At 63.0% G+C, this 22,144-nt stretch carries 21 protein-coding genes; 20 read left to right on the forward strand and 1 reads right to left on the reverse strand.

From position 1 onward, the window contains the following. Nucleotides 1–54: 54 nt before the first annotated feature. Nucleotides 55–1,176, forward strand: a complete 1,122-nt coding sequence (locus tag AC5RK6_RS04095; RefSeq protein WP_320758116.1) for a PAC2 family protein — start codon at nt 55–57, stop codon at nt 1,174–1,176. On the opposite strand, the gene AC5RK6_RS04100 is transcribed toward AC5RK6_RS04095, so the two are convergent. Continuing rightward, nucleotides 1,173–2,006, reverse strand: a complete 834-nt coding sequence (locus tag AC5RK6_RS04100; RefSeq protein ID WP_320758115.1) for a spermidine synthase — start codon at nt 2,004–2,006, stop codon at nt 1,173–1,175. The two genes, AC5RK6_RS04095 and AC5RK6_RS04100, sit on opposite strands and share 4 nt — an antisense overlap. Before the next feature lie 132 nt (nt 2,007–2,138). Between AC5RK6_RS04100 and AC5RK6_RS04105 the strand changes: the two genes are divergently transcribed. From AC5RK6_RS04105 to AC5RK6_RS04195, 19 genes are all read left to right on the forward strand, one after another. Beyond that, a complete protein-coding gene (locus AC5RK6_RS04105; protein ID WP_435730738.1) occupies nt 2,139–3,491 on the forward strand; it encodes a DNA polymerase IV in 1,353 nt (450 codons plus the stop codon). 69 nt (nt 3,492–3,560) lie between these two features. Further along, a complete protein-coding gene (locus tag AC5RK6_RS04110) occupies nt 3,561–3,968 on the forward strand; it encodes a DUF3040 domain-containing protein (RefSeq protein ID WP_320757855.1) in 408 nt (135 codons plus the stop codon). A 344-nt stretch (nt 3,969–4,312) separates the two neighbouring features. Further along, nucleotides 4,313–4,744: a division/cell wall cluster transcriptional repressor MraZ gene (mraZ, locus tag AC5RK6_RS04115; protein WP_320757854.1), complete on the forward strand. Its 432-nt coding sequence runs from the start codon at nt 4,313–4,315 to the stop codon at nt 4,742–4,744. A gap of 112 nt (nt 4,745–4,856) precedes the next feature. Continuing rightward, nucleotides 4,857–5,843, forward strand: a complete 987-nt coding sequence (gene rsmH, locus AC5RK6_RS04120) for a 16S rRNA (cytosine(1402)-N(4))-methyltransferase RsmH (RefSeq protein ID WP_016442539.1) — start codon at nt 4,857–4,859, stop codon at nt 5,841–5,843. Beyond that, nucleotides 5,840–6,229: a cell division protein FtsL gene (ftsL, locus tag AC5RK6_RS04125; RefSeq protein ID WP_320757853.1), complete on the forward strand. Its 390-nt coding sequence runs from the start codon at nt 5,840–5,842 to the stop codon at nt 6,227–6,229. The genes rsmH and ftsL overlap by 4 nt, the downstream gene beginning before the upstream one ends. 16 nt (nt 6,230–6,245) lie before the next feature. Beyond that, nucleotides 6,246–8,099, forward strand: a complete 1,854-nt coding sequence (locus tag AC5RK6_RS04130; RefSeq protein ID WP_320757852.1) for a peptidoglycan D,D-transpeptidase FtsI family protein — start codon at nt 6,246–6,248, stop codon at nt 8,097–8,099. Next, complete coding sequence (locus tag AC5RK6_RS04135) at nt 8,099–9,703, forward strand: UDP-N-acetylmuramoyl-L-alanyl-D-glutamate--2,6-diaminopimelate ligase (protein ID WP_320757851.1); 1,605 nt, start codon at nt 8,099–8,101, stop codon at nt 9,701–9,703. The genes AC5RK6_RS04130 and AC5RK6_RS04135 overlap by 1 nt, the downstream gene beginning before the upstream one ends. Then, entirely contained in the window at nt 9,700–11,169 is a 1,470-nt protein-coding gene (locus tag AC5RK6_RS04140; protein WP_435730737.1) for a UDP-N-acetylmuramoyl-tripeptide--D-alanyl-D-alanine ligase, read from the forward strand. Before AC5RK6_RS04135 ends, AC5RK6_RS04140 begins: the two co-directional genes overlap by 4 nt. After that, a complete protein-coding gene (mraY, locus tag AC5RK6_RS04145; protein ID WP_435730736.1) occupies nt 11,169–12,254 on the forward strand; it encodes a phospho-N-acetylmuramoyl-pentapeptide-transferase in 1,086 nt (361 codons plus the stop codon). Before AC5RK6_RS04140 ends, mraY begins: the two co-directional genes overlap by 1 nt. Continuing rightward, nucleotides 12,251–13,843 (forward strand): UDP-N-acetylmuramoyl-L-alanine--D-glutamate ligase, encoded by a 1,593-nt coding sequence (murD, locus tag AC5RK6_RS04150; RefSeq protein ID WP_435730735.1) that lies wholly within the window; start codon nt 12,251–12,253, stop codon nt 13,841–13,843. The genes mraY and murD overlap by 4 nt, the downstream gene beginning before the upstream one ends. Then, nucleotides 13,836–15,074, forward strand: a complete 1,239-nt coding sequence (locus AC5RK6_RS04155; protein ID WP_320757847.1) for an FtsW/RodA/SpoVE family cell cycle protein — start codon at nt 13,836–13,838, stop codon at nt 15,072–15,074. Before murD ends, AC5RK6_RS04155 begins: the two co-directional genes overlap by 8 nt. After that, nucleotides 15,071–16,162, forward strand: coding sequence for an undecaprenyldiphospho-muramoylpentapeptide beta-N-acetylglucosaminyltransferase (murG, locus tag AC5RK6_RS04160; RefSeq protein ID WP_435730734.1), 1,092 nt, complete (start codon nt 15,071–15,073; stop codon nt 16,160–16,162). The genes AC5RK6_RS04155 and murG overlap by 4 nt, the downstream gene beginning before the upstream one ends. Next, a complete protein-coding gene (gene murC, locus AC5RK6_RS04165; protein ID WP_320757845.1) occupies nt 16,159–17,514 on the forward strand; it encodes a UDP-N-acetylmuramate--L-alanine ligase in 1,356 nt (451 codons plus the stop codon). The genes murG and murC overlap by 4 nt, the downstream gene beginning before the upstream one ends. After that, on the forward strand, nt 17,511–18,401 hold the full coding sequence (locus AC5RK6_RS04170) for a cell division protein FtsQ/DivIB (RefSeq protein ID WP_320757844.1): 891 nt from the start codon (nt 17,511–17,513) through the stop codon (nt 18,399–18,401). Before murC ends, AC5RK6_RS04170 begins: the two co-directional genes overlap by 4 nt. 231 nt (nt 18,402–18,632) lie before the next feature. After that, the gene (ftsZ, locus tag AC5RK6_RS04175) at nt 18,633–19,844 is read left to right on the forward strand and encodes a cell division protein FtsZ (protein WP_320757843.1); all 1,212 of its coding nucleotides are present in this window, start codon (nt 18,633–18,635) and stop codon (nt 19,842–19,844) included. A 64-nt stretch (nt 19,845–19,908) separates the two neighbouring features. After that, nucleotides 19,909–20,724: a purine nucleoside phosphorylase YfiH/LACC1 family protein gene (locus tag AC5RK6_RS04180; protein ID WP_320757842.1), complete on the forward strand. Its 816-nt coding sequence runs from the start codon at nt 19,909–19,911 to the stop codon at nt 20,722–20,724. A gap of 34 nt (nt 20,725–20,758) precedes the next feature. Continuing rightward, the gene (locus AC5RK6_RS04185) at nt 20,759–21,172 is read left to right on the forward strand and encodes a cell division protein SepF (RefSeq protein ID WP_016442552.1); all 414 of its coding nucleotides are present in this window, start codon (nt 20,759–20,761) and stop codon (nt 21,170–21,172) included. Further along, nucleotides 21,172–21,465 carry a YggT family protein gene (locus AC5RK6_RS04190; protein WP_016442553.1) on the forward strand — a complete coding sequence of 98 codons (294 nt, stop codon included), beginning with the start codon at nt 21,172–21,174 and terminating at the stop codon, nt 21,463–21,465. The genes AC5RK6_RS04185 and AC5RK6_RS04190 overlap by 1 nt, the downstream gene beginning before the upstream one ends. Nucleotides 21,466–21,561: 96 nt before the next feature. Further along, nucleotides 21,562–22,143, forward strand: coding sequence for a DivIVA domain-containing protein (locus AC5RK6_RS04195; RefSeq protein ID WP_016442554.1), 582 nt, complete (start codon nt 21,562–21,564; stop codon nt 22,141–22,143). Nucleotide 22,144: the final 1 nt, after the last annotated feature.

Consider the following 22,144-nt stretch of genomic DNA (forward strand, 5'->3'; position numbering starts at 1 on the left):
CGGTAGTCTAGGCTGGAAGGGAAGCTAGCGAGCTGGAGAGGGAGGAGGATCACGGTGAATTATTTCGTTTACCCCTGTGAGGGGGAACAGGAAGATTCCTGGGCGAGCGGGGAGCGCTGTGAAAGCGTCGTCGTTCATCTCACCGATCCCATCAATGATATTGGTTCGGTGTCAGAACTCATTGCCTCTCAGCTCTACACCCTAGAGCTCAGCCCGGTGGCCGATATAAATGTGGACGGGCTGGTTGATTATCGGGCGCAGCGCCCGCGGGTGCACTATCTCAACGGTGCGCTGGAAGACATTGCCATCCCGGCGCTCGGGCTGTTCCACGCCAAAGATATCGAGGGCACCTCTTTCTTACTTCTGCTCGGTACCGAACCAGATTTTTGCTGGCAGGGGCTCAACTCTGAGCTCATGGCGGTTTTCGCGCAGCTGGGAGTGAAGCGGCTCTACCGGGCCGGATCGGTGGCCGGGGCACTACCCCATACCCGCCAGCCGGATATGCTCATCCGCACCCGCAATGCCGATCCGGTGGCTCCCGCCCTGGAAGCTGACGTGTGGTATCCGGCGTCCTTCTCTGATTTTTTGGAATACAGTCTCGGGCAGATGGGAGTGGCGACCTTCTCTGTGACGGTGCGGGTGCCCATGTATATTGCCGGGCACCATTACGCGGCCGGGGCAGCCAGCGCGCTCTCCATGCTCGCGAAAACGGCCGGGCTGAGCCTGCCTCTGGGAGACTTGGAAGCCAGTGCCGCCGAAGAATCCGAGCAACTTGCCCAACTCACCGAACATAATGAGCAGCTCGCGGAAATCGTAGCTGCCCTGGAAGCCGAATATGATCGCGCGGAGGGGCATCCGGGGCTTATCCAGGCCCCGCAGCACACCCTTACCGTTCCCAGTGCCGATGAAATTGGGCGTGCGGCGGAAAGCTTCCTCGCCCGAGTGGATGCCTCAATGGTCAAGCGCAAGGAGCATGCTGATAACGAGCAGGCGCAACTGACGGAACGCCTGGAAAATATGCGGGCTGCCTGGCAGCACGCCAGTAGCGGGCACCGGTCCGGCGCCGAAGCACATACTGAAGCCGAGCCGCGTACGACAGGCGAGCCGGATGCCCACGGCCCGGAAGACGGGGGCCCGGCGCCTCAGCGCCCGCGCGGTCGGCACGCCGCGGACTAGTCTTCAGGTAGGGGAGCGCCTGCGGGTAAGTAGCCGATATCGGCATCCCGCTCGAGGATGGCGCCGCGAGCCCGCCGGCGTAAATCCGCCCGTCCCACCATGCGCGCGGGCAGTGGGAGGCGGCGAATCAGTCGCTCGATCTGCGCGAAAGCGAATTCTCGCTGGGAGGCAGCCAATACGATATTGCCGAAGCGACGCCCGCGCAGCACCGCCGGATCCATAATCGCTAGCACATGCTCGAAATGCTCGAGGAGAGCCCGTGATTCATTCGCGAAGCGGGTCAGGCCGGTGGAGGCCACCGAGTTGAGGAGATACACACCGTCTGGTTGTAAAACTTGGGCGACTCGCGCAGCGGCGTCGCCGGTACGCAAATGGGACGGAACATCACGGTCAGCAAAAGCATCGCGCACCACCACGTCCCAGCGCGCCGCCGTGGTGTCCAGGGTGACGCGCGCATCCTGTACCCGGATACGCAAACGCGGGGACGGGGGCAGATCGAACCATTCGCGTGCGTAGGTGGCGAGTTTGCCATCGATTTCCGCTGCTAGCTGGCGTGAGCCGGGCCGAGCCGCATCCAGGGCACGTGGAAAAGCGCATCCGGCTGCCCCCAGGTGGAGTACTCGCAGCGGCTGGAGCTTGGGATACATGGCTTCGAGAATGCACCTAAACTGTTGCATATACTCGAATTCTAGATACGTGGGATCGTCAAGATCCAAGGCGGAGGATTCCACCCCGTCCAGGTAGAGGGTCACGAGGGAAGGGCGATCCGAGCGCCGATCCAGTTCGGCGAGGGCATAATCAGTTCGCACGGGTTCGGTAGGCACACTCACAGCTCCAGCCTAATGGAGAGCGCACCGTAACGAGGGGAACTCGGAAAAAGAAACCGCGCGTGAGGATACGCGGGCGGAACCGGGCGAACGGAAACGGGGTGAGAAAATGGAGCGAGAGGAAACGGAGGGCTTATGTCACGCGCACCGCGCTCACGCGCAGTCCGCCATTCCTGGGGCGATGACGATTCGCGTACTCCTATCCTCCATATTGATATGGATGCCTTTTTTGTATCCGTGGAGCTTCTCGACCATCCGGAGCTGCGCGGGCGCCCCGTCGCGGTGGGCGGCCAGGAACGCGGTGTTGTGGCCGCCGCTTCCTACGAGGCACGCGCCTTCGGGGTGAATTCCGCGATGCCGGTGGGACAGGCACGGCGGCGTTGCCCGAATCTCATTATGCTCACCCCGCGCCTGGAACTTTACCGCGCGGTATCGGAAAAAATCATGGCGATTTTGCGGGAAGTCACCCCGCTGGTGGAGCAGCTCTCCGTGGATGAAGCTTTTCTAGACGTAGGGGGAGCGCGCCGGCTTTTCGGCCCTCCCGTTCATATTGGTCAGCAGCTGCGCGCACGTATCCGCACCGAGGTTGGAGTACCTGCCTCCGTGGGGATCGCCGCCACCAAACACGTGGCTAAAATAGCATCCGCGCACGCCAAACCAGACGGGCTTCTCCTTGTTCCCGCCGCGGCTACCCTCCATTTTTTGCACGATTTACCGGCCGGAGCCCTCTGGGGTGTGGGCGGGCGCACCGAAGAACGTTTGCGTTTGCACGGGATCGAAACGGTGGGGGACGTCGCCGCAGCCGGTCCTGATCAACTCCGCCGCCTCCTTGGCACCGCTGCCGGGGATCACCTCTTCCAGCTGGCCAGCGGCGTCGACCCGCGCCCCGTTACCCCGAGCCGTGAGGAAAAATCCATCGGACGTGAAGAAACCTTTTTCGACCCCCTGGCTGACCGGGACGAACTCCACCGTATTCTGCTTTTCCAGGCGCATGACACCGCAGTCCGGTTGCGTGCAAAAGGCCTGGTGGGGCGCACCGTCGCTATTAAGGTGCGCTTCCCGGATTTCACCACCATTACCCGCTCGGCAACACTGCCGCAAGCCACCCAGGTTGCCGCCGAGATCTACGAACGCGCCCGCGAGCTGCTGGACGGGGTGGAGGTCACCGCCGCCGGCTTGCGGCTCCTGGGCTTGCGCGTAGAGAACCTGAGCGAGCAGGGCGGTTTCCAGCAGCTCGCTTTCGATGACGATCCGCGCCGCGGGGAGGCCGAGAGCGCCATGGATGCGGTGCGCTCGCGGTTCGGCGCCGGGGCGCTCGGCCCGGCAAGCCTCTTGCATCGGCCGACGACGGGGCGCGACGGTCGGGTAGAAGGTGCCGGAACGGGGCGCGACGGCGGGGCGGGAGGCGCCGGAACGGGGCGCGACGGCGGGGCGTCGGGAAGCTCCGCACCAGGGGGACGCACGGGGCTCCGGGACGGTGTATCGTGACACAACATATCGTGACGGTGGTGCGCCGGGCACGGTAGACTGGCAGCAGTACAGTAACAAGGAGGCACAGTGGCCCTATCGGACTACGAGAAGAAGATGCTCGCTGAGCTGGAAGCGCAGCTCACCAACGAGGATCCCAGCTTCGCGCGTAATATGAAGCCCGCTGCGCCGGAAGTAGAAGCCATCAGTCGGCAGCTGTCCGTGCGCAATCTCGTACTGGGGATTCTCGGGCTGGTTGCGGGCATCGCCATTCTTATCGGTGGGATTTCTGCACCGAAGATGTGGTGGCTTGGTTTGCTCGGCGTCATCATCATGTTTGCCTCGGTATGGTATGCGCTCGCGGGTGTACATACTGAGAAAGTTGCGGTGCCTGCTGGAGGCGCGGGATCCCCGAGTGCGTCGGGGCCGCGCGGGGTATCGTCTTTTATGCAGCGCCAACAAGAAATGTGGGAAAAGCGCCGCCGCGGCGAGCACTAGAAACTACGGTAGCGCGGGCCCGGTTCGTCCGGTAGCTCAAACTCGGCACCCATAACGGTGAGAGGATATCGATCCTCTCACCGTTTTCTTTTTATAGATACGACGGCGCAGCTGGGTGCGCCCCCGTGCTACCGGACGTTCTGCTTTACCGAGCGCCTCGCGTAACAAATTGGGCGTTCTTCACCCCTGAACACCCCACCGTACTCCACCTGCGCTCCACTCAGTTTCCCCTGTTATGGCGGGCTTTTCTGGGAATCACTAGCGCGACATACCCTCGTCATGGCAAACTGGTGGAGCAAAGTGGAGTAAAGTGGAGGCAAGCGCCACGAGAGGGGGTGCGGTAGATGTTCCTCGGCACGTATGAGCCCAAATTGGACGACAAAGGTCGAATCATTCTGCCCGCCAAATTTCGTGATCAGCTCCAGGGCGGGCTGGTGATGACGCGCGGTCAGGAACACTGCATCTACGTTTTTCCGCTCGCGGATTTTGTGGAATTGCAGCAAACCCTGGCTAAAGCCCCCTTGACATCCAAAGAGGCGCGGTCATATACCCGCGTGCTGCTCTCCGGCGCCGTGGATGACGTCCCTGATAAACAGGGACGAATCACCATCCCGGCGATGTTGCGCACGTACGCGGGCCTGGATCGCAACCTCGCGGTTATCGGCACGGGCAACCGGGTCGAAATCTGGGATAGCGCCGCGTGGGCGGTCTACCTAGAGGATCAAGAATCGGCTTTCGCCGATAGGGAAGAAGAGGTCATCCCCGGCCTCTTCTAGGAATCGCGTGATCGCGGTGGCGGTCTTTCGCGAGAGCTCTGAGGCACTTCCCCAGCTTCAGATCGCTCGCGGGGGATCACTATCGCGGGCGCCGCAATAAGAAGGGCACAGGATGGAGACAGCACGTACCTCGGGCGCACCGCGCGCCGCCGGGAACGCGCTGCATGCCCCGGTGCTCGTGGACACCTGCATCGAGCTCCTCGCTCCCGCTTTCCAGGTTCCCGCCCCTGTTCTTATTGACTGCACCCTCGGGATGGGCGGGCACACCGAAGCCTTCCTCGAGCGTTTTGAGAACCTCACCGTTATCGGAATTGACCGCGATCCCGCAGCCATTACTTTGGCGGGGGAGCGCCTGGCCCGCTTCGGGAAGCGGTTCCGCCCCGTCCAAACCACGTACGACGACGTGGCCGCGGCAGCGGGCAATCGCCCCGTGGATGGAATCCTCATGGACTTGGGAGTGTCCTCCCTGCAATTGGATGAAACCGAGCGCGGGTTCTCCTACTCCCACGATGCTCCGCTTGATATGCGTATGAACGCCCAGGTCGGGCGCACCGCCGCAGATATCCTCGCGGAAGAATCGGTAGGTGAGCTCACTCGGATTTTGCGCGAGTACGGGGAAGAAAAATTCGCCCATCGTATCGCTACCACCGTTGTGCAACGGCGCGCCAGTGCCCCGTTGCTCCGTACCGGCGAACTGGTGGATATCGTGCGTTCGGCCATCCCCGCCCCGGCGCGACGCACCGGGGGAAATCCCGCCAAACGCACTTTCCAGGCCTTGCGCATCGCGGTGAATGACGAACTCGGAACACTTGAGCGGGCCTTGCCGGCAGCCCTCGCCGCTTTGCGGGTGGGTGGGCGCATCGTCGTCGAAGCGTACCAGTCCCTGGAAGACCGCCTGGTGAAACGGGCTTTTGCCGCCGGGGCCACCTCTCGGGCACCCAAGGGACTGCCCGTTGAACTTGAAGAACATAAACCTTGGTTGGAACTCCTCACCCGAGGAGCGATTCGAGCCAGCGAAGAAGAAATCACCCGCAACTCCCGGTCCGCGTCCGTTCGCTTACGCGCTGCCGAGAAAATCCGTCCCGGAGGTCAGCTATGAGCGCACAGCCCCACGCTGTTGCAGCGCCGCGTACCCGTCCCGTGATCTCGGGGCGTCCCGAACTCACGCTTATCCCCACCCCGGCGGCGCACCGTGGCTTTCTCGGTACCGTGATCATATGCATGGCGCTTTTCTTCGGCGCGTTTGCCACGGTTTTCGCTCTTAATACGCGTATGGTAGGCACGGCGTACGAAATCCGCTCCGTTAAGCAGGAACTGGCGGTCGCGCAATCGGTGGAGTCCACCCTCACGGATGAAGTGGTGGGGGCTTCCACTCCGCAAGGCCTCAAGGAACGCGCGCAGGACCTCGGCCTCGTCCCCGCCACGGACGTTCAGCATATGGACCTGGGGTCCGCTACGATTCTTGCTCCGATTCCGGGGGAGTGACACGAAGGAAAAGCGCATGAAGGAACTAGCCCGTCGCTGGAAGGCCGCGCAGCCGCATGTACGGCGCGTGCGAACCATGGCGATCATCTTCTTCTTCGCGCTGGGGATCCTCGGGGTGCGGCTCATCGATTTGCAGTTTATTCGCGCCGATGCCCTGGCTGCCTCGGCAGATGCTTTCCGTACCCGTACCTACACCCTGCAGGCCAAACGGGGCGATATCGTTGACACCAACGGGGCAGTTTTGGCGACTTCTGTGGAACGCTACAACGTGGGCGTCAACCAGAATCTCATTGGTTCTTACCAGCACTACAAAACCGATGACAACGGGGACTATGTCCTAGACGCTAATGATCAGCTCATCGTGGAAGGTACCGGGGCGGCAGAAGCCGCGAAAGTGCTCGCACCTCTGCTCGGCGTGGATCGGGCGGAATTGGGAGGCACCCTCCTAGGGGGTGAGAAAAAATCTACCTTTGTGTATATCGCCCGTGATATTTCCCCTGAGAAATGGCGGAAAATCAACGCCTTAGGAATTCCGGGTATCGAACCCGAACAGTTTATGAAGCGCGAATACCCCAATGGTTCAGTGGCCGGGAACGTCCTCGGCTACGTGGGGGAAACCGCAGAAAACCCGCTCCCTACCGGGCAGGCCGGTATTGAGCGCACGTTCAACGATGCCCTTTCTGGCACGGATGGGCGCTTGACGGTGCAAACCGCCGGAGGCGGCGCCGTCGTACCGAACGGAAAAACCGAGCGCGTGGATCCGGTTAACGGCGCGAGCGTGAAACTCACCATCGACCGCGATCTGCAAAACGCCCTCATGGAATCCCTCGATGCTTCGGTGGATGCAAACGCTGCGGATTGGGGCGCCGCCGTTGTTATTGAAGTGGGGACGGGGCGGGTGCTCGCCCTAGCAGATTCCCATGCCCCCGATCCTTCCCGTCTCCAGGAAGCGAGTCCGGATTCTTGGGGCTCGCGTGCCGTACAGGCACCGGTCGAGCCGGGATCTTCAGGAAAGCTCCCCACCTTCACCGCGGCCATTGATACCGGAACCGTCACCCCCCTCACCCAATTCACGGTGCCGGATACCATCACCATGCCCAATGGCGAAAGCATCTCCGATAATGATCCGCATCCCACCCAGGGGATGACGGTGGCTGGGATTCTCGCGCAGTCCTATAACACCGGACTCGTTCAGATTGGTGACACGGTGGACGATAACGTGCGCTATGACTATATGCGCAGCTACGGGCTGGGAAGCCCCACCGGGATCGAATTACCGGCCGAATCGGGCGGTATTTTGCGCCCGCCGGAGCAGTGGGGCCAGCGTGATCGCTACACCACCATGTTCGGGCAGGGATGGGCGGCTACCACCGTGCAACTGGCGCAAATAGGGGCCACCATCGCCAACGGGGGAGTATATATTCCGCTCCACGTGGTGGACTCCACTACCGATGCCAGCGGGCGCACCACCCCCACCGTTCCTGGGGAAAGCCACCGTGTTATGAGCGAGGAATCCTCGCGCACCATGATGAATATGATGCAGGCGGTTACCAATAACCAGTCCACCGGGTGGCGCGGCAAAGTTCCCGGCTACAACGTGGCCGGTAAAACCGGCACCGCTCAGGTTCCGGACGCTAACGGAAACCTCACCCGCCGTGTGGGTACCTTTATTGCGGCCATCCCTGCCGAAGACCCGCAGATCGCGGTAGCGATAGCGGTCTACGGCGGGGCTGGGGCCGGATACGGTGGTGACACCGCGGTGCCTGTTTTCGCGAACTTCGCACCTTTCGCGATGCGACACCTGGGCGTGCCGCCCAGCACCGTTCCGCTTTTCAAATATCCGTGGTTTTCATCCGAGGTAGGCAACTAGTGAGTGACGAATTCCCCCTTCCGCAGGTGCGCCCGGTGGCGCTCAATGAGATTCCGGGTGTGGAAGCGTGCGCCCCCGCGGGGAAAGCGCACGCTGACGATACGGATCTGAGCGGTCGTAGCGGCACCACCGTCACTTCCGTGACTGCCGATTCGCGCGCGGTGCGCGATGGTGCACTCTTCGCCGCGCTGCCCGGCGCCCATGCTCATGGGGCGCGCTTTGCCGGACAGGCGGTGCGACGGGGCGCCCGCGCCATCCTCACCGATACCGCCGGGGCAGCGCTTCTCGCGCAGGCCGGCCTGGATCTTCCATTAATGGTTTTGGAGGACCCGGCCGCCCACCTGGGCGCCATTGCGGCACGCGTCTACGGGGAACCGGCCGAGCGCTTGCGCAGTTTCGCGGTGACTGGCACCAATGGTAAAACGACGACGACGTACCTCCTGGACGGCCTACTTACCGCGCTGGGCCGCACCACCGGGCTGGTAGGAACCGTGGAAACAAAAATTGCGGACCTGTGCGCCCCGGCGCATCTGACCACGCCCATGCCCGCGGATCTGCAAGCATTGCTCGCCCTCCTGGTGGAACGGGGCGGGACGGATGTATCCATGGAAGTTTCCTCCCACGCGCTGGCCCAGCACCGTACCAGCCCCGTGGTCTTCAGTGTGGCAGGATTTACCAATCTCACTCGGGACCATCTCGACTACCACCACACCATGGAAAACTACTATCAAGCCAAACGTAGCCTTTTTACGCCGGCCTGTTCGCGTAAGGCAGTTATCACCGTTGACGATGATTGGGGCCGGCGCCTGGTTGGGGAAACCGAGGTGCCCACCGTGGCCCTCGCGGTGTTCTCCGAGCTGGATGGCCGGAGCGGATACCAGGTGCGCGATATCGAGCGCGGCCCCGTTACATCCTTCACCCTGGCCCATAGCGAGGGCTGGGAGATGACGGTGCGCACCGGCCTGCCCGGAGATTTTAATATTGCCAATACCGCGCTCGCGGTTGCTATGGTGCTGGAAAGCGGAGCGGACCGAGGTGCCATTGGCGCGGTGGTGAGTGCCGGGCTCACCCCACAAGTCCCCGGCCGCATGGAAGTAGTGGGCAGCGCACCGCGCGTCGTCGTCGATTTTGCGCATAATACCGCGGCGCTGCGTCTGGCCATGAACGCGCTGCGCCCGACTACCTCCGGTGAGCTCATCGTTGTAACCGGAAGCGCCGGGGAACGCGACGTGGACAAACGCCCCGAGATGGGGCGGGCGGTAGCCGAACTGGCCGACGTCGTCTACATTACGGACGATGATCCGCACGAAGAAGATCCCGCACCGATTCGCGCCGCACTCCTGGACGGGGCCCGCAGCGCGCACAGCCCCGCCCGCATCGTGGAGATCGCTGATCGCGCCACCGCCATGCGCACCGCCATCCGTGATGCGGCAGCGGAGGATACCGTGCTGCTCGCCGGGCGTGGGCACGAAACTTATCAACCGGTGGCCGGGGGGCGTAACATTCCGCTGGACGACCGCGAGGTAGCGCGGGCGGCGCTCGCTGAGCGCGCTAGCCGCGGTGTACTCAACAAAAACACGCAAGAAGAGAAAGACACGCAATGATTTCCATGTCCTCCGCGGAGGTTATCGCCGCCGTCGGCGGGGCCGCGCTCGCACCTTTGTGCGATACCGAGGTCACCGCGGCGGTTATCGATACCCGCGCCATCACGCCCGGTGCGCTATTTGCCGCCGTGAAAGGCGCGCGCGTGGACGCGAATACCCTGAGCGGCCAGGCGCGCGCGGCAGGGGCCAGCCTCATTCTCACCGAAGATGGCCAGGCCGCCCGCGCCGGCGGCGCTGAAGCTGAGCGCATTATCGTGGTTGATGATATTCCCGCGGCGCTCGGACGCCTGGCTCGGCATAATCTTGAACTGGCCCGCCGCCTCAACCCCGACTTGCGGGTTATCGCGGTAACCGGGAGCGTTGGGAAAACCACCACCAAGGATCTTCTCGCCGCGATATGCCGGGAACGTGGGAACGTGGTTGCCCCACCGGGATCACTCAATAACGAAATCGGCTTACCGCTCACGGTGCTCCGTGTGGACGCGAGCACCGCCACCCTGGTGGCGGAAATGGGCGCCGACCATATCGGCAACCTCGCCTACCTCACCTCTATCGCACCCCCGGATATCGCCGTGGTGCTGGTGGTGGCCCGCGCGCACCTGGGCGAATTTGGCGGCATCGAGAACGTGGCGCGCGCCAAAGCAGAACTTGTGGAAGGCCTGCGCGAGGACGGCATCGCCATCCTCAACGCCGATGATCCGCGGGTTGCCGCCATGGCCGGGCGAGTTGCGAGCGGTCGGGTACGCACCTTTGGGCGCGTGAACCCGGCGGACGTGACGGCAACCGATATCACCCTCGGAAGCGACGGCCGGGCGAGTTTCACGCTCCGTATGAACGACGGCGCAGCCAGCTTCGCACCCTCCGCCATCTCCGCCCCGACCGTGCAGTCGGCGCCATCCGCCTCCGCTACACCGTCCGCTCCAACGGTCAGCCTCGGGCTCGTGGGGGAACACCAAGTCATGAACGCACTCGCGGCGGCAGCTGCCGCGTCCGCTGCCGGGGTGAGTTTGCCCGCCATCGTGGCGGGACTGTCGAATGGGCCGGCCAGCGCTCACCGTATGGATGTGTTCCGCCGCGGCTCGACCCTTATTATCGACGACTCCTACAATGCCAACCCGGATTCTATGCGCGCCGGCATCGCCGCGCTCGGACAGCTCGGGAATGGGCGCAAAGCCGCGATTCTGGGCGATATGCTTGAACTCGGCGCGACATCTCGGGAAGAACACCTCGCCCTCCTCCCGGCCCTGGAAACGGCCGGTGTGAGCCTTCTTATCGCGGTGGGTCCTCATATGGCAGCCCTCGCGGCGGCGGCCCGTGATGCCGGTATCACCGCCCGCTCCGTCGGCGCGTGGGAAGAAGCGGAAGCAGCGCTCTCCGATATGCTCAATGAGGATGGGGCACTCCTCATCAAAGGTTCGCACGGTTCGGGTGTGTGGCACATCGCCACCCACCTCAAGGGGGAATAGTGCTCGCGCTTATTATCGCTTTTGCGGTCTCGCTTCTCGTCACCCTATTCGGGACCCCGCTTCTCATCCGTTTTCTCGTGCGCAAACAATTTGGCCAATTTATCCGCCAGGATGGCCCCACCTCGCACCTGGTCAAACGCGGCACACCAACCATGGGCGGTCTTGCCATTGTGGCGGCGGTTGTTATCGGTTACCTGGTGGGCAATATCGGGGCCGGGCGCAGTCCGGGTATGTCCGGGATCCTCCTCCTCGGACTCATGATCGGTATGGCGGGCGTAGGCTTTGCCGATGATTTCACTAAGATTTCTCGCAAACAAAGCCTGGGCCTCACCCCCTGGGCAAAAATCGCTGGCCTGGGGATTGTTGGCGTCGCCTTCGCGGTGCTCTCCCTCATGTTCTCGGATGAAAATAACCGAACTCCGGCATCAATGCGTATTTCCCACGTGCGCGATACCGGCCTGAGTCTCGCCTTTGCCGGCACTGCCGTTGGCATTATCCTCTTCATTATCTGGGCGAATTTCCTCATCACCGCCTGGTCCAATGCCGTGAACCTCACCGACGGCCTCGACGGCCTATCCACCGGTGCCTCCATCATCGCTTTCGGGGTTTACACTCTTATTACGATGTGGCAAAGCAACCACCCTTGCTACGCTCTCGTTGATGCCGCACCCGGGTGCTATCCCATCCGCGACCCGCGCGATCTCAATATCATCGCGGTGGCCCTTGTCGGGGCACTTATCGGATTCCTCTGGTGGAATACCTCGCCGGCCCAGATCTTCATGGGGGATACCGGCTCCCTCGCCCTGGGTGGGGTCTTCGCGGGAATGTCTATCTACACCCACACCGAATTCCTCGCCGTACTCATCGGCGGGCTCTATCTCCTGGAAGTCATCTCCGACGTTATCCAGGTGGGTGTTTTCAAAATGACCCGAAAACGGGTATTCCGTATGGCACCGATCCACCACCATTTCGAACTCAAAGGGTGGAACGAAGTCACGGTTGTGGTGCGCTTCTGGGTAATCCAAGCCCTGTGCGGTTTTATCGCCCTGGGTATTTTTTACGCTGAGTGGTTGATGCAAAGATGAGTGAGTGGCAACATCCGGGTGCGGCGGAGCTGGCAGGGCGCCGTATCGCCGTCGTCGGTTTAGGGAAATCAGGGCGGGCCTGCGCGCGGGCGCTGACCGAGCTCACCGAGGCGCGTGTGAGCGTGTGGGACGCAGATATCACCAAACTTGGGGCGGTCACCGCACTCCCGGTGGACACCGGAGGGAGCGACCCAACCCCGGCCGAACTGGCGCGCAAAGTGCTGGCCTGGCGGCCCGACGTCATCATCCCCGCTCCCGCCATTCCCGAAATCGGCCCGCTTTTTTCCGCAGCCGCTGACAACGGTATTGAGCTGTGGTCCGAAATCGAACTTGCTTGGCGCCTGCGCGCGCACGACGGCACCGGGAACGCCGCCCCGTGGCTTGCCGTGACCGGCACCAATGGGAAGACCACCACGGTGACGATGGCGGCTCATATTTTGCGGGCTGCGCACCTGGGTGGCGAACCCATCGGGAACGTCGGTAATCCCGCCGTTACTGCCGTGAGCGCCACCGGCCCGGATGCTCCGCAGGCCTTTGCTTTGGAGCTATCTTCCTTCCAGCTGCGCACCACCCACACCATGGAACCGGCTGCCAGCATCTGCCTCAATATTGCCGACGACCACCTCGAGTGGCACGGTAGCCGTGCCGCCTACGCCGCCGCAAAAGCCCGCATTTACGAGCATGTGCGCACCGCTGCGGTGTACCCGGTGGGCGATAGCGCTGTCCAAACTATGGTCGATAACGCGGATGTGTGCGAAGGTGCTCGGGCCATCGGCATCGCTACCGGCATTCCTGCCGTCGGCCAGATCGGCATCGTGGACGGCCTTATCGTGGACCGTGCGTACGGGAAGCAACGGTGGAGTAGCGCCGTGGAGATTGCTTCTTTGAACGACGTCGCCCAGCTGGCTCCTGCCGCCGCGGCGCTTCCGCGCCACCTTATCTGGGACTCCCTGGCCGCCGTGGCTCTCACCCGTGCCATCGATATTCCCGCGGAGGTGGTACGCGCCGGCCTTCAGCATATGCGGCCGGGCCACCACCGGATCGAAACGGTGAGCGAACGGGCCGGGGTGCGCTACGTGGATGATTCCAAGGCCACCAATGCCCATGCCGCACTCGCTTCCGTGTCCGCACTGGCTGAGGGTAGCTGTGTATGGATCGTGGGCGGGCAACCCAAAGGTGCCCGCTTTGAATCCCTCGTGGCGCAGGTGCGGGACAGGCTGCGCGCCGTCGTCGTTATTGGCATCAACCAAGAACCCTGGTACGCGGCTTTGGACGGAGCAAATCTTCCGGTCACCTATATTGACCCGGCTGCCTCCGAACCGATGGCACGTGCGGTGCTGGCCGCTTCGCGCTACGCCCAAGCGGGGGACACCGTCATGCTTGCCCCCGCCAGTGCCTCCATGGATCAATTCACGTCTTACGCGGATCGCGGTGATCGTTTCGCCGCGGCCGTGCGAGCCCTACCGGCACCGCCAGCGGGCGGCGCCTCGTCGGAGAGCGGCTCCTTGGCAGGGGACGGTACCCCAGCGGAGGGAACGGCGCGAGACAACGGTGCACAGGATAGCTCCACGGGGACACGGCATGCGTGATCGGATCGAGAACCCGCAGGCCCCGAGTATCCCGGAGGAACGCGTGCGCAATGTCATGCACCGTTCCATGCTCCTTCTCGTGGTAGCCACTGCGATCCTCACTCTCCTCGGGCTCCTCATGGTGTTTTCTGCCATTACCCCCGGGGCGGTGCGAGCCGAATACGAAGACGGCCCCAACCTGTTCCGCTCGGCTTACTTGCAGATGGCTTACGCTGCTATTGGCACCATCTTGGCGGTGATCTGCGCCCGTATTCCCCTCGCTGTTTTCCAGCGCCTATGGGGCCTGGCCCTCGGCTTCGGGATACTTTTGCAGCTCCTCGTGCTCACCCCGCTGGGTGCCTCCGTTGCCGGCAATCGCAACTGGATTGCCTTCGGCCCTATCCGGCTCCAACCCTCGGAATTTCTCAAACTCGCCATGGTGGTGGCCCTGGCCGCGGTGCTCGGGCGCATGGTGCAAGGCGCCCACTTCCAGCTTTCCGACTGGAGCATCCCGATTGGCATTACCGGCGCGGCCATCGGCGCGGTGCTCGTGGGTGGCGATATGGGAACCGCCCTCATCTTCCTCCTCATTGGAGTGGGAATGTTCTGGATGGCGGGTTTCCCGGGGCGCTATTTCCTTATCAGTGGAGCCTTGGGTTTCTTCCTCGTCGTCGTTCTTATTTTTTCAAGCCGCTCGCGCATCACCCGCATCCAGGACTTCTTCGAGAACCTCTTCACCCTTCCCACCGGGCAAACACCCTCCCAGGCCGATTACGCGCTCTGGGCTTTCGGTTCCGGGGGGCCGGGCGGCTCCGGCCTGGGTACCGGAATTGAAAAATGGCCCGGGAACCTCGCCGAAGCACATACCGATTTCATCTTCGCCGTGGTGGGAGAAGAACTTGGGTTCTTCGGATGCGCCGTCGTCATCGTTCTTCTCGGCACAATCGGCTATGCTCTCCTCACCATCTGCATGTACCACCCGCACCGTTTCGGGCGTTTCGTTGCCGGGGGTGCCGCACTGTGGCTATGCGGACAGGCCGTAGCAAATATGTTCGTCGTCACCGGCCTGCTGCCCGTTTTTGGGGTGCCGCTACCTTTCATGAGCCAGGGCGGCTCCTCCGTCATCTCCTGCCTCATGGCGGTGGGAGTCTGCGTGGCGGCAGCCCTGGCGGTTCCGGGCGTGAAAGAATCATTCCGGCGCTCCAGCTCGCTCGCGGGCAGGGTGCGCGCAGTTATCAGGAGGACCTCGTGACACTAGTGCTCGCCGGCGGGGGAACCGCCGGGCACGTCAATCCGCTACTGGCCACCGCTCATGAACTCGCCGGACGCGGGCACAGTATCCTCGTGGTCGGCACCGCGACCGGCATGGAAAAAGACCTTGTTCCCGCCAGCGGTTTCGATTTTGCTACCGTGGAACGCGCACCGTTCCCGCGCCGTCCCGATAAAGATGCGTTACGTTTCCCCGTGGCTTTCCCGCGGGCGATACGCCAAGCACGCCGTATTCTCACCGGTGTCGATGCCGAGCTGGCGGTCGGCTTCGGTGGTTTCGCCTCCACCCCCGTCTACGCCGCTGCGCGCCGCGCCGGCATCCCGGTGGTGGTGCACGAACAAAACGCACTGCCGGGCCTCGCCAATAAACTTGGGGCACGGGGCGCGGCCGCCGTCGCCCTCACCTTCCCCTCCACGCCGCTGCGCGCCGCGCGCGGCATCACCCGCACCGTCGGGCTGCCGCTACGCCCCGCCATCGCTGCCCTTGCCGGTGCAGATAGAGCGGAGGCGCGCACCGCCGCCGCGGCGCGCCTCGGATTAGACCCGCTGGTACCTACCCTGGTGGTCACCGGGGGTTCCCTGGGCGCTGCTCACCTCAATGACGTGATGACCGCCGCCGCCTCCCGCTGCGCCGCGGCTGGCGTGCAGGTACTTCACCTCACCGGGCGAGGCAAAGCCGCCGAGGCCCAGCGCACCGCCGCTACCATCCCCAGCTACCACGTGCTCGAATATCTGGAAGAAATGGAACTTGCCTACGCGGTGGCCGATACCGTGGTGTGCCGCGCCGGAGCCGGCACCGTGGCGGAAGTATCCGCCTTAGGGCTCCCCGCCGTTTTCGTTCCGCTCCCCATTGGGAACGGTGAACAGGCGCGCAACGCCGCGGACGTTGTGGCTGCCGGTGGAGCGCTGCTCATCCCCAATGCCCAGTTCACCGCAGACTCGGTGGGCACCGTATTGGACATCGTCACCGACGCATCCACCCGCACCCGCATGGCCCAGGCCTCGCGCGCTATCTGTCCGGCTGACGGCGCGGCCCGGCTCGCTGATCTTATTGAGGAGGTTCTCAGGTGACACATATCCATCTCATCGGCATCGGCGGGGCAGGCATGAGCGTGATCGCCGATCTGCTGCATGCCGAAGGCTGGACCGTGACCGGCTCCGACGCCCGCGCCTCGGCTACCACGGAGCGCCTGGCGGATTCCGGCATCACCCTGTGGATCGGAACGGAACCGGAGCGCCTCAGCGCCGACACCCTCGTGGCGGTCTCCTCCGCCATCCGGGAAGATAACCCGGAACTTGCGCGGGCCCGCCAGCTTGGTGCCCGCGTCATCCACCGTTCCCAAGCCCTCGCCCTCGCGAGCGGGAACCGCGATTTTGTAGCCGTGGCCGGCGCACACGGAAAAACCACCACGTCGGCAATGCTGGCGGTGGCACTGGATGAAGCGGGCCAGGCACCGTCCTGGGCTATCGGCGGGAGCGTACGCGGGCACGGCTCCGGAGGGCATCTGGGCACCGGGAAGGTCCTCGTTGCCGAAGCCGATGAATCCGATGCTTCCTTCCTCAACTACCGGCCCCGTATCGCCTTGGTCACTAACGTCGAACCCGATCATCTCGACCATTACGGTAGCCGGGAAGCTTTTGAAGAGGCCTTCGCGGAATTCGCGCGCTGCATCGTCCCCGGCGGGCTCCTCATTGTTTGCGGCGACGACGCCGGTGCAGCCCGCCTGGGTGCTCAAGCGGTAAACGAAGGTATTCGGGTGGTTAGTTACGGGCGGGGCGCACCGCTCCCTGGCGCGGAAGCCCACGTGGCTCTCGAGAACAGGGCGTTACGGTGCGGGGAAAGCCGCGCGCCGCTCTCCCTCCAGGTCCCCGGATCCCATAACGAACTCAACGCGGCCGGAGCGGCAGCCGCAGGTCTAGAACTGGGCGTGAGCCTGGCCGATATGGCCCGCGGTCTGGAGACTTTTACGGGGACGGGGCGGCGTTTCGAGCTGCGCGGTGAGGTCGGGGGAGTCCGTCTCTTCGATGATTACGCTCACCATCCCACCGAAGTGGAGGCTACCTTGCGCGCCGCCCGCACCGAGGCCGGGGAGGGGAGCGTGCGCGTCCTTTTCCAGCCGCACCTGTATTCGCGCACCCGCAATTTTGCGGACCGTTTCGCCACCGCCCTCAAGCTGGCCGATACCGCCATTGTCACCGCCGTATACGGAGCCCGCGAAACGCCGTTCGATGGTATCGAGGGCGATATGATTACTTCCCGCATGGGAAGCGCTGGGCATTTTATTGCCGATAAACACGAGGCTGCCCGGGCGCTCGCGAAAAGCGCGAAGCCTGGGGATCTGCTCCTCACCATGGGGGCCGGCGACGTGACGGCACTGGGACCCGAAATACTGGCGGCGCTGGGGGAGGGGACGGTGCGGTGAAAGAACCATCCCGGCGTCGCTCCGCGCGCGATATTAATCCGCACGCGGAGATCACCTACGTTCCCACCGCTACCACCGCTCCGGTGATATACGACGACGGTGATGCCCCGCTAGCCGACCTTGCGAGTACCACCACGGTTTCTCTGGATGAGCGCCTCGAAGAGAAAGCCTCCGAGAAACGCCGGGTGCGCTGGCGGCGCGTCGGGGTGGCCGGTGCGGGACTTGCCGCGTTCGCCGCCCTGGCCTGGGTAATTTTCTTCAGCCCGCTGCTGGCCTTGCGTGCCAGTGATATTACCGTCTCGGGTATCCCCGCGAACACTGCGGTGACGGCGGAAGACATCACCGCAGCCCTCGCTGAACGGTCAGGAACCCCGCTCCCACGCCTGGATACCGAAGCTCTTGCCACCGACCTAAGCGAGCAATTCCCAGCCGTCAAGGAAGCGCAGCTACGCCGCAGCTACTTCCACGGACTGGAGGTTACCCTCACCGTACGTGAGCCGGTAGCCTGCCTGGTGGACAGAGGATCATGCTCCGCCATGGATCGGGACGGCGTGAGTTTCCCGGTTCTCCCCGAGGTGGAAGCAAAACTCCCGCGAGTAAGCCTCACACCTGGGCCGGCCACCCGCTCCGAGGATGGGAACGACGGTCCGGGTATTCGCATCGCCCTCGATGTACTCTCCAGCCTGAAGGAGGATGTGCGCGCTCAGGTAGCCGGGGTATCGGTGAGCGATAGCGGGCGGGTAGGACTCGATCTCAACTCCGGGCAGAAGGTGATCTGGGGCGATGCCCAACGCTCGGACCTCAAGGCGGCAGCACTGGCCACCGTTATCACCGTCCCCGGCCAGGTGTACGACGTGTCAGAGCCTACGGCCGTCGTCGTTCATTAATCCTGAACCGGTTATCGCACCGATGCAGACCACCGCCGCACCGCTCTACGTAATTTCCGCACCGTTCTGCGCGATTACCGGACCGTTCGACCGGATTTCCACACCGTAGCGCAGATCACTTCGCAACACACCAGCGCGGGGAATTGCACCGTTGTCATTCACCTACTATCTTTTCCGCGAAGTCAGGAACGAAAAACCTCAAGTTTTACTTGAGGTTCGGGAGGAAAGCTCATGGCCGTAGTCAATAACGCCGCCAATATCAAAGTCATCGGGGTCGGCGGGGGCGGCGTCAACGCTGTTGACCGCATGATTCAAGACGGACTTGCCGGTGTGGAATTTATTGCCGTTAATACCGACGGACAGTCCCTGGTGAAATCCGAAGCGGAAACCAAACTTGATATTGGGCGCGAGGTGTCCAAGGGCCTGGGTGCGGGTGCGGATCCCTCGGTGGGTAAGCGTGCCGCGGAAGAAAATGTGGAAGTTATCCAAAGCGCCCTCGAAGGTGCGGATATGGTGTTCGTCACCGCGGGTGAAGGCGGGGGAACCGGCACCGGTGCCGCCCCCGTTGTTGCCAAGGTGGCTCGGGATCTGGGAGCGCTGACCGTCGGCGTCGTTACCCGTCCCTTTGAATTTGAAGGTGCCCAGCGCGCTAATAATGCCTCCATGGGTATCGCGGAACTGCGCCAAGCCGTGGATACTCTCATCGTTATCCCCAATGATCGCCTGCTGGAGATCGCCGAAGAAGACCTCACCATTATTGAGGCCTACCACCTCGCCGATGAGGTGCTACGCTCGGGCGTCAAGGGAATTTCGGATCTCATTACCATTCCGGGCCTGGTCAACCTCGACTTCGCGGACGTCAAGGCCATTATGAAGGATGCGGGTACCGCGCTCATGGGTATCGGCTCGGCCTCCGGGGAAGATCGGGCGGTGCGCGCTACTGAAAGCGCCATCTCCTCCCCGCTGCTGGAAGCCTCCATTGACGGGGCGCACGGTGTGCTTATTTCCTTCCTGGCCGGCGCGGACTTCGGTATGAAGGAGCTCGCCTCCGCTTCCAAGATGGTCAAGGAAGCGGTGGATCCGAACGCGAATATTATCGTTGGTCAGATTATTGACGAATCCCTCGGTGATGAGGTGCGCGTGACCGTTATCGCCGCGGGCTTTGATGAGGCACGTGATCACCTGCTGCAGATGGACGGCGTACCCGCCGGTCACGATACCGTCGAGCCGATCGAAGATCTGGCCCCGGCGGAACCCGAACCGGAAGTTGAAGCGGTGGCCAGCCCGGCCCACCCGGTGGCCAGCCCGGCCTATCCGGCGGCCCAGCCCGAAGCGCAGGCAGCACCGCAGCGCCCGGGAACCCACCGTGCTATCCCCCCGCGGGTGGAAGAACCTCAGCGTTCCGATCTGGATATCCCCTCCTTCCTTTTCGAGGAAAACTAAAAGGAGTACAAGGGGACTCAAGGGACTTCAGGGAAACACAGCGTATAGGAAACCTCAGGCAGCAATGACTCGTAACGCTCTGGTGGAGTGGGTAGCGGATATCTCCGTGCCCGGTGGCCGCATCCGGGCGGGATTCACATCCCGTGCCGGTGGGGTATCCCGTGCTCCTTTTGCGGGCCTCAATGTGGCCCACCACGTCGGGGATGACCCCGCCGCCGTGGAGCGTAACCGGGCTCTCCTGGCAGAGCAAATCGGGCAGCGCCCCGTCTATATGGACCAGGTGCACGGGGACCACCTTGAAGATGCTGGCGTTCTGACTTCCGCCGGTACCTTCGTGGCCCCCGGCACCGACGGCCTCCTCATTGACATCCCGCTTAGCTCGGGCGCCGCACAGGTACCGATGGGTGCTGCAGCGGTGGTCATGGTGGCCGATTGCCTCCCATTGCTCCTGGTGGCACGTGATCGCCCCGCCGGAGCTGCGGTGCACGTGGGTCGACGCGGGCTGGAGGCTGGTATCGGGCCGGCCGCCGCGCGCTCTCTCGGGCCGGAGCGCCTTATCGCCTACCTGGGCCCGTCCATTTGCGGACGCTGCTACGAGGTACCTGAGGAACTCCGGGCCAGCGTTGCCGCACGCGTTCCGGAAGCTGCCGGGCGCACCGCCTGGGGCACACCTTCCCTTGATATTGCGGCCGGGCTCACTGCCCAGCTGCGCGCCGTCGGTGTGTCTGAGATCCATGTCAGTCCTCGGTGCACCCGCGAAGATCCAGATTTTTATTCTTACCGACGTGCATCGCGCACCGGCCGCTTCGCCGGCGTGCTCGCGGTGGACTGCAACGCCCCAGCGGCGCGCCGTGCTGACAAGGCCGGGCGCGTCGCCTAACGTAAAACGAGAACAGCGAGAAGGGTTGGCTGCTATGGGAATGTTCCAGCGTTTTGTCTCCAAGGCAACGCTTAACGACGACGAGTACCTGGATTACCAGGACGACGCCGATTACTACGAAGATGATTACGAGGCCGAAGCGGAAAGCCCCGTCAGCGAAATTCACGCTGTGGAACAGCCCGTGGATATCGCCCGCATCATCACCGCTAAGCCGCGTTCCTTCACCGAGGTGCGGGGCTTCGCCGAACAATTCCGCGACGGCCTGCCCGTCATTATCAACCTGGCGGAAGCCGACGACGTTGCACGCAATCGCATTGTCGATTTCGCCACCGGAATCTGCTTCGGGCTACACGGGGATCTCAATAAGATTTCCGCGGACGTCCTGCTCATGACCCCGCGTACCGTTCGCATGGAAAACCAGCGCCCGGAGTCGCGCGATTCGTTCTAATGGCAGTACTTGGAATCATTCTTTCCACCCTCATCAGCATCTATCTTTTGGTGCTGCTCGCGCGGGTGATTATTGATCTGGTGACTATTGCGGCGCGTGATTGGCGCCCCAGTGGCGCCCTTCTCGTTATCGTTAATATCGTCTACGCACTCACGGATCCGATTCTCAATCTGGTGCGCAAAATCATCCCGCCCTTGCGGCTGGGAGGCATTGCGATTGACATCGGTTTCATCGTTGTTTTTATCGTGCTTCAAATCCTCAATGGGATAATTTTACGTATCTTTGTCTCGTAGTTCGCCCAGATGAGGTAGGCTTTATCCGAGAGCCGTGTGCTCATAACACAGCTACGTGCTCTTAACACAGTTTCGTTACACTACTTGAGGTGAGAAATGGCAATGCTCACGGCACAGGATGTCATGGATGTCCGCTTTAAGCGCCCGGAAACCGCGGAGACCGGTTACGACGAGGTACAGGTCGACGAATTCCTTGACGCGATCTACGAAACCATCGTCGATTTGTCGAAGCAGCTCCAGGAAGCGGAGAATCGCGCCACCGTCGCCGAAGCGCGCGTGACCGAACTCCAGAACGGTTCGGGTGAAGAACCCGCAGCGCCGGACCAGGCCACAACCACCGCGTCCTTCGCTCAGCCCACCGGCACCGTTGGGGAACAGGCCGCCGCCGTGCTTCAGATGGCACAGCAGACCTACGAAGAACTCGTGGCCCGCGGTGAAACCGAGAAGGCTCAGAAGATCCAGGATGCGGAAACCCGCAGTGCCAAGATCATCGAGGATGCCGAAGCCCAGTCCAACCGTACCCTTGCCCAGCTGGAGCAGGAACGTGGCCTGGTGGAGCGCAAGATCTCCGAGCTGCGTGACTTCGAGCGCGATTACCGCACGCGCCTGCACAGCTACCTGGAGACGCTGCTCGCCAACGTCGATTCTGGCGCGCAGGAACCCGAAGCTCGTAACTAGT

This window comes from Actinotignum sp. usb-actsch-213 (assembly GCF_059085665.1).

Coding starts and splice junctions, on each gene's coding strand:
- AC5RK6_RS04105 (WP_435730738.1), top strand. CDS start 2,139: ATGTCACGCGCACCGCGCTCACGCGCAGTCCGCCATTCCTGGGGCGAT.
- mraZ (WP_320757854.1), top strand. CDS start 4,313: ATGTTCCTCGGCACGTATGAGCCCAAATTGGACGACAAAGGTCGAATC.
- rsmH (WP_016442539.1), top strand. CDS start 4,857: ATGGAGACAGCACGTACCTCGGGCGCACCGCGCGCCGCCGGGAACGCG.
- ftsL (WP_320757853.1), top strand. CDS start 5,840: ATGAGCGCACAGCCCCACGCTGTTGCAGCGCCGCGTACCCGTCCCGTG.
- AC5RK6_RS04130 (WP_320757852.1), top strand. CDS start 6,246: ATGAAGGAACTAGCCCGTCGCTGGAAGGCCGCGCAGCCGCATGTACGG.
- AC5RK6_RS04140 (WP_435730737.1), top strand. CDS start 9,700: ATGATTTCCATGTCCTCCGCGGAGGTTATCGCCGCCGTCGGCGGGGCC.
- murD (WP_435730735.1), top strand. CDS start 12,251: ATGAGTGAGTGGCAACATCCGGGTGCGGCGGAGCTGGCAGGGCGCCGT.
- AC5RK6_RS04155 (WP_320757847.1), top strand. CDS start 13,836: ATGCGTGATCGGATCGAGAACCCGCAGGCCCCGAGTATCCCGGAGGAA.
- ftsZ (WP_320757843.1), top strand. CDS start 18,633: ATGGCCGTAGTCAATAACGCCGCCAATATCAAAGTCATCGGGGTCGGC.
- AC5RK6_RS04180 (WP_320757842.1), top strand. CDS start 19,909: ATGACTCGTAACGCTCTGGTGGAGTGGGTAGCGGATATCTCCGTGCCC.
- AC5RK6_RS04185 (WP_016442552.1), top strand. CDS start 20,759: ATGGGAATGTTCCAGCGTTTTGTCTCCAAGGCAACGCTTAACGACGAC.
- AC5RK6_RS04190 (WP_016442553.1), top strand. CDS start 21,172: ATGGCAGTACTTGGAATCATTCTTTCCACCCTCATCAGCATCTATCTT.
- AC5RK6_RS04195 (WP_016442554.1), top strand. CDS start 21,562: ATGGCAATGCTCACGGCACAGGATGTCATGGATGTCCGCTTTAAGCGC.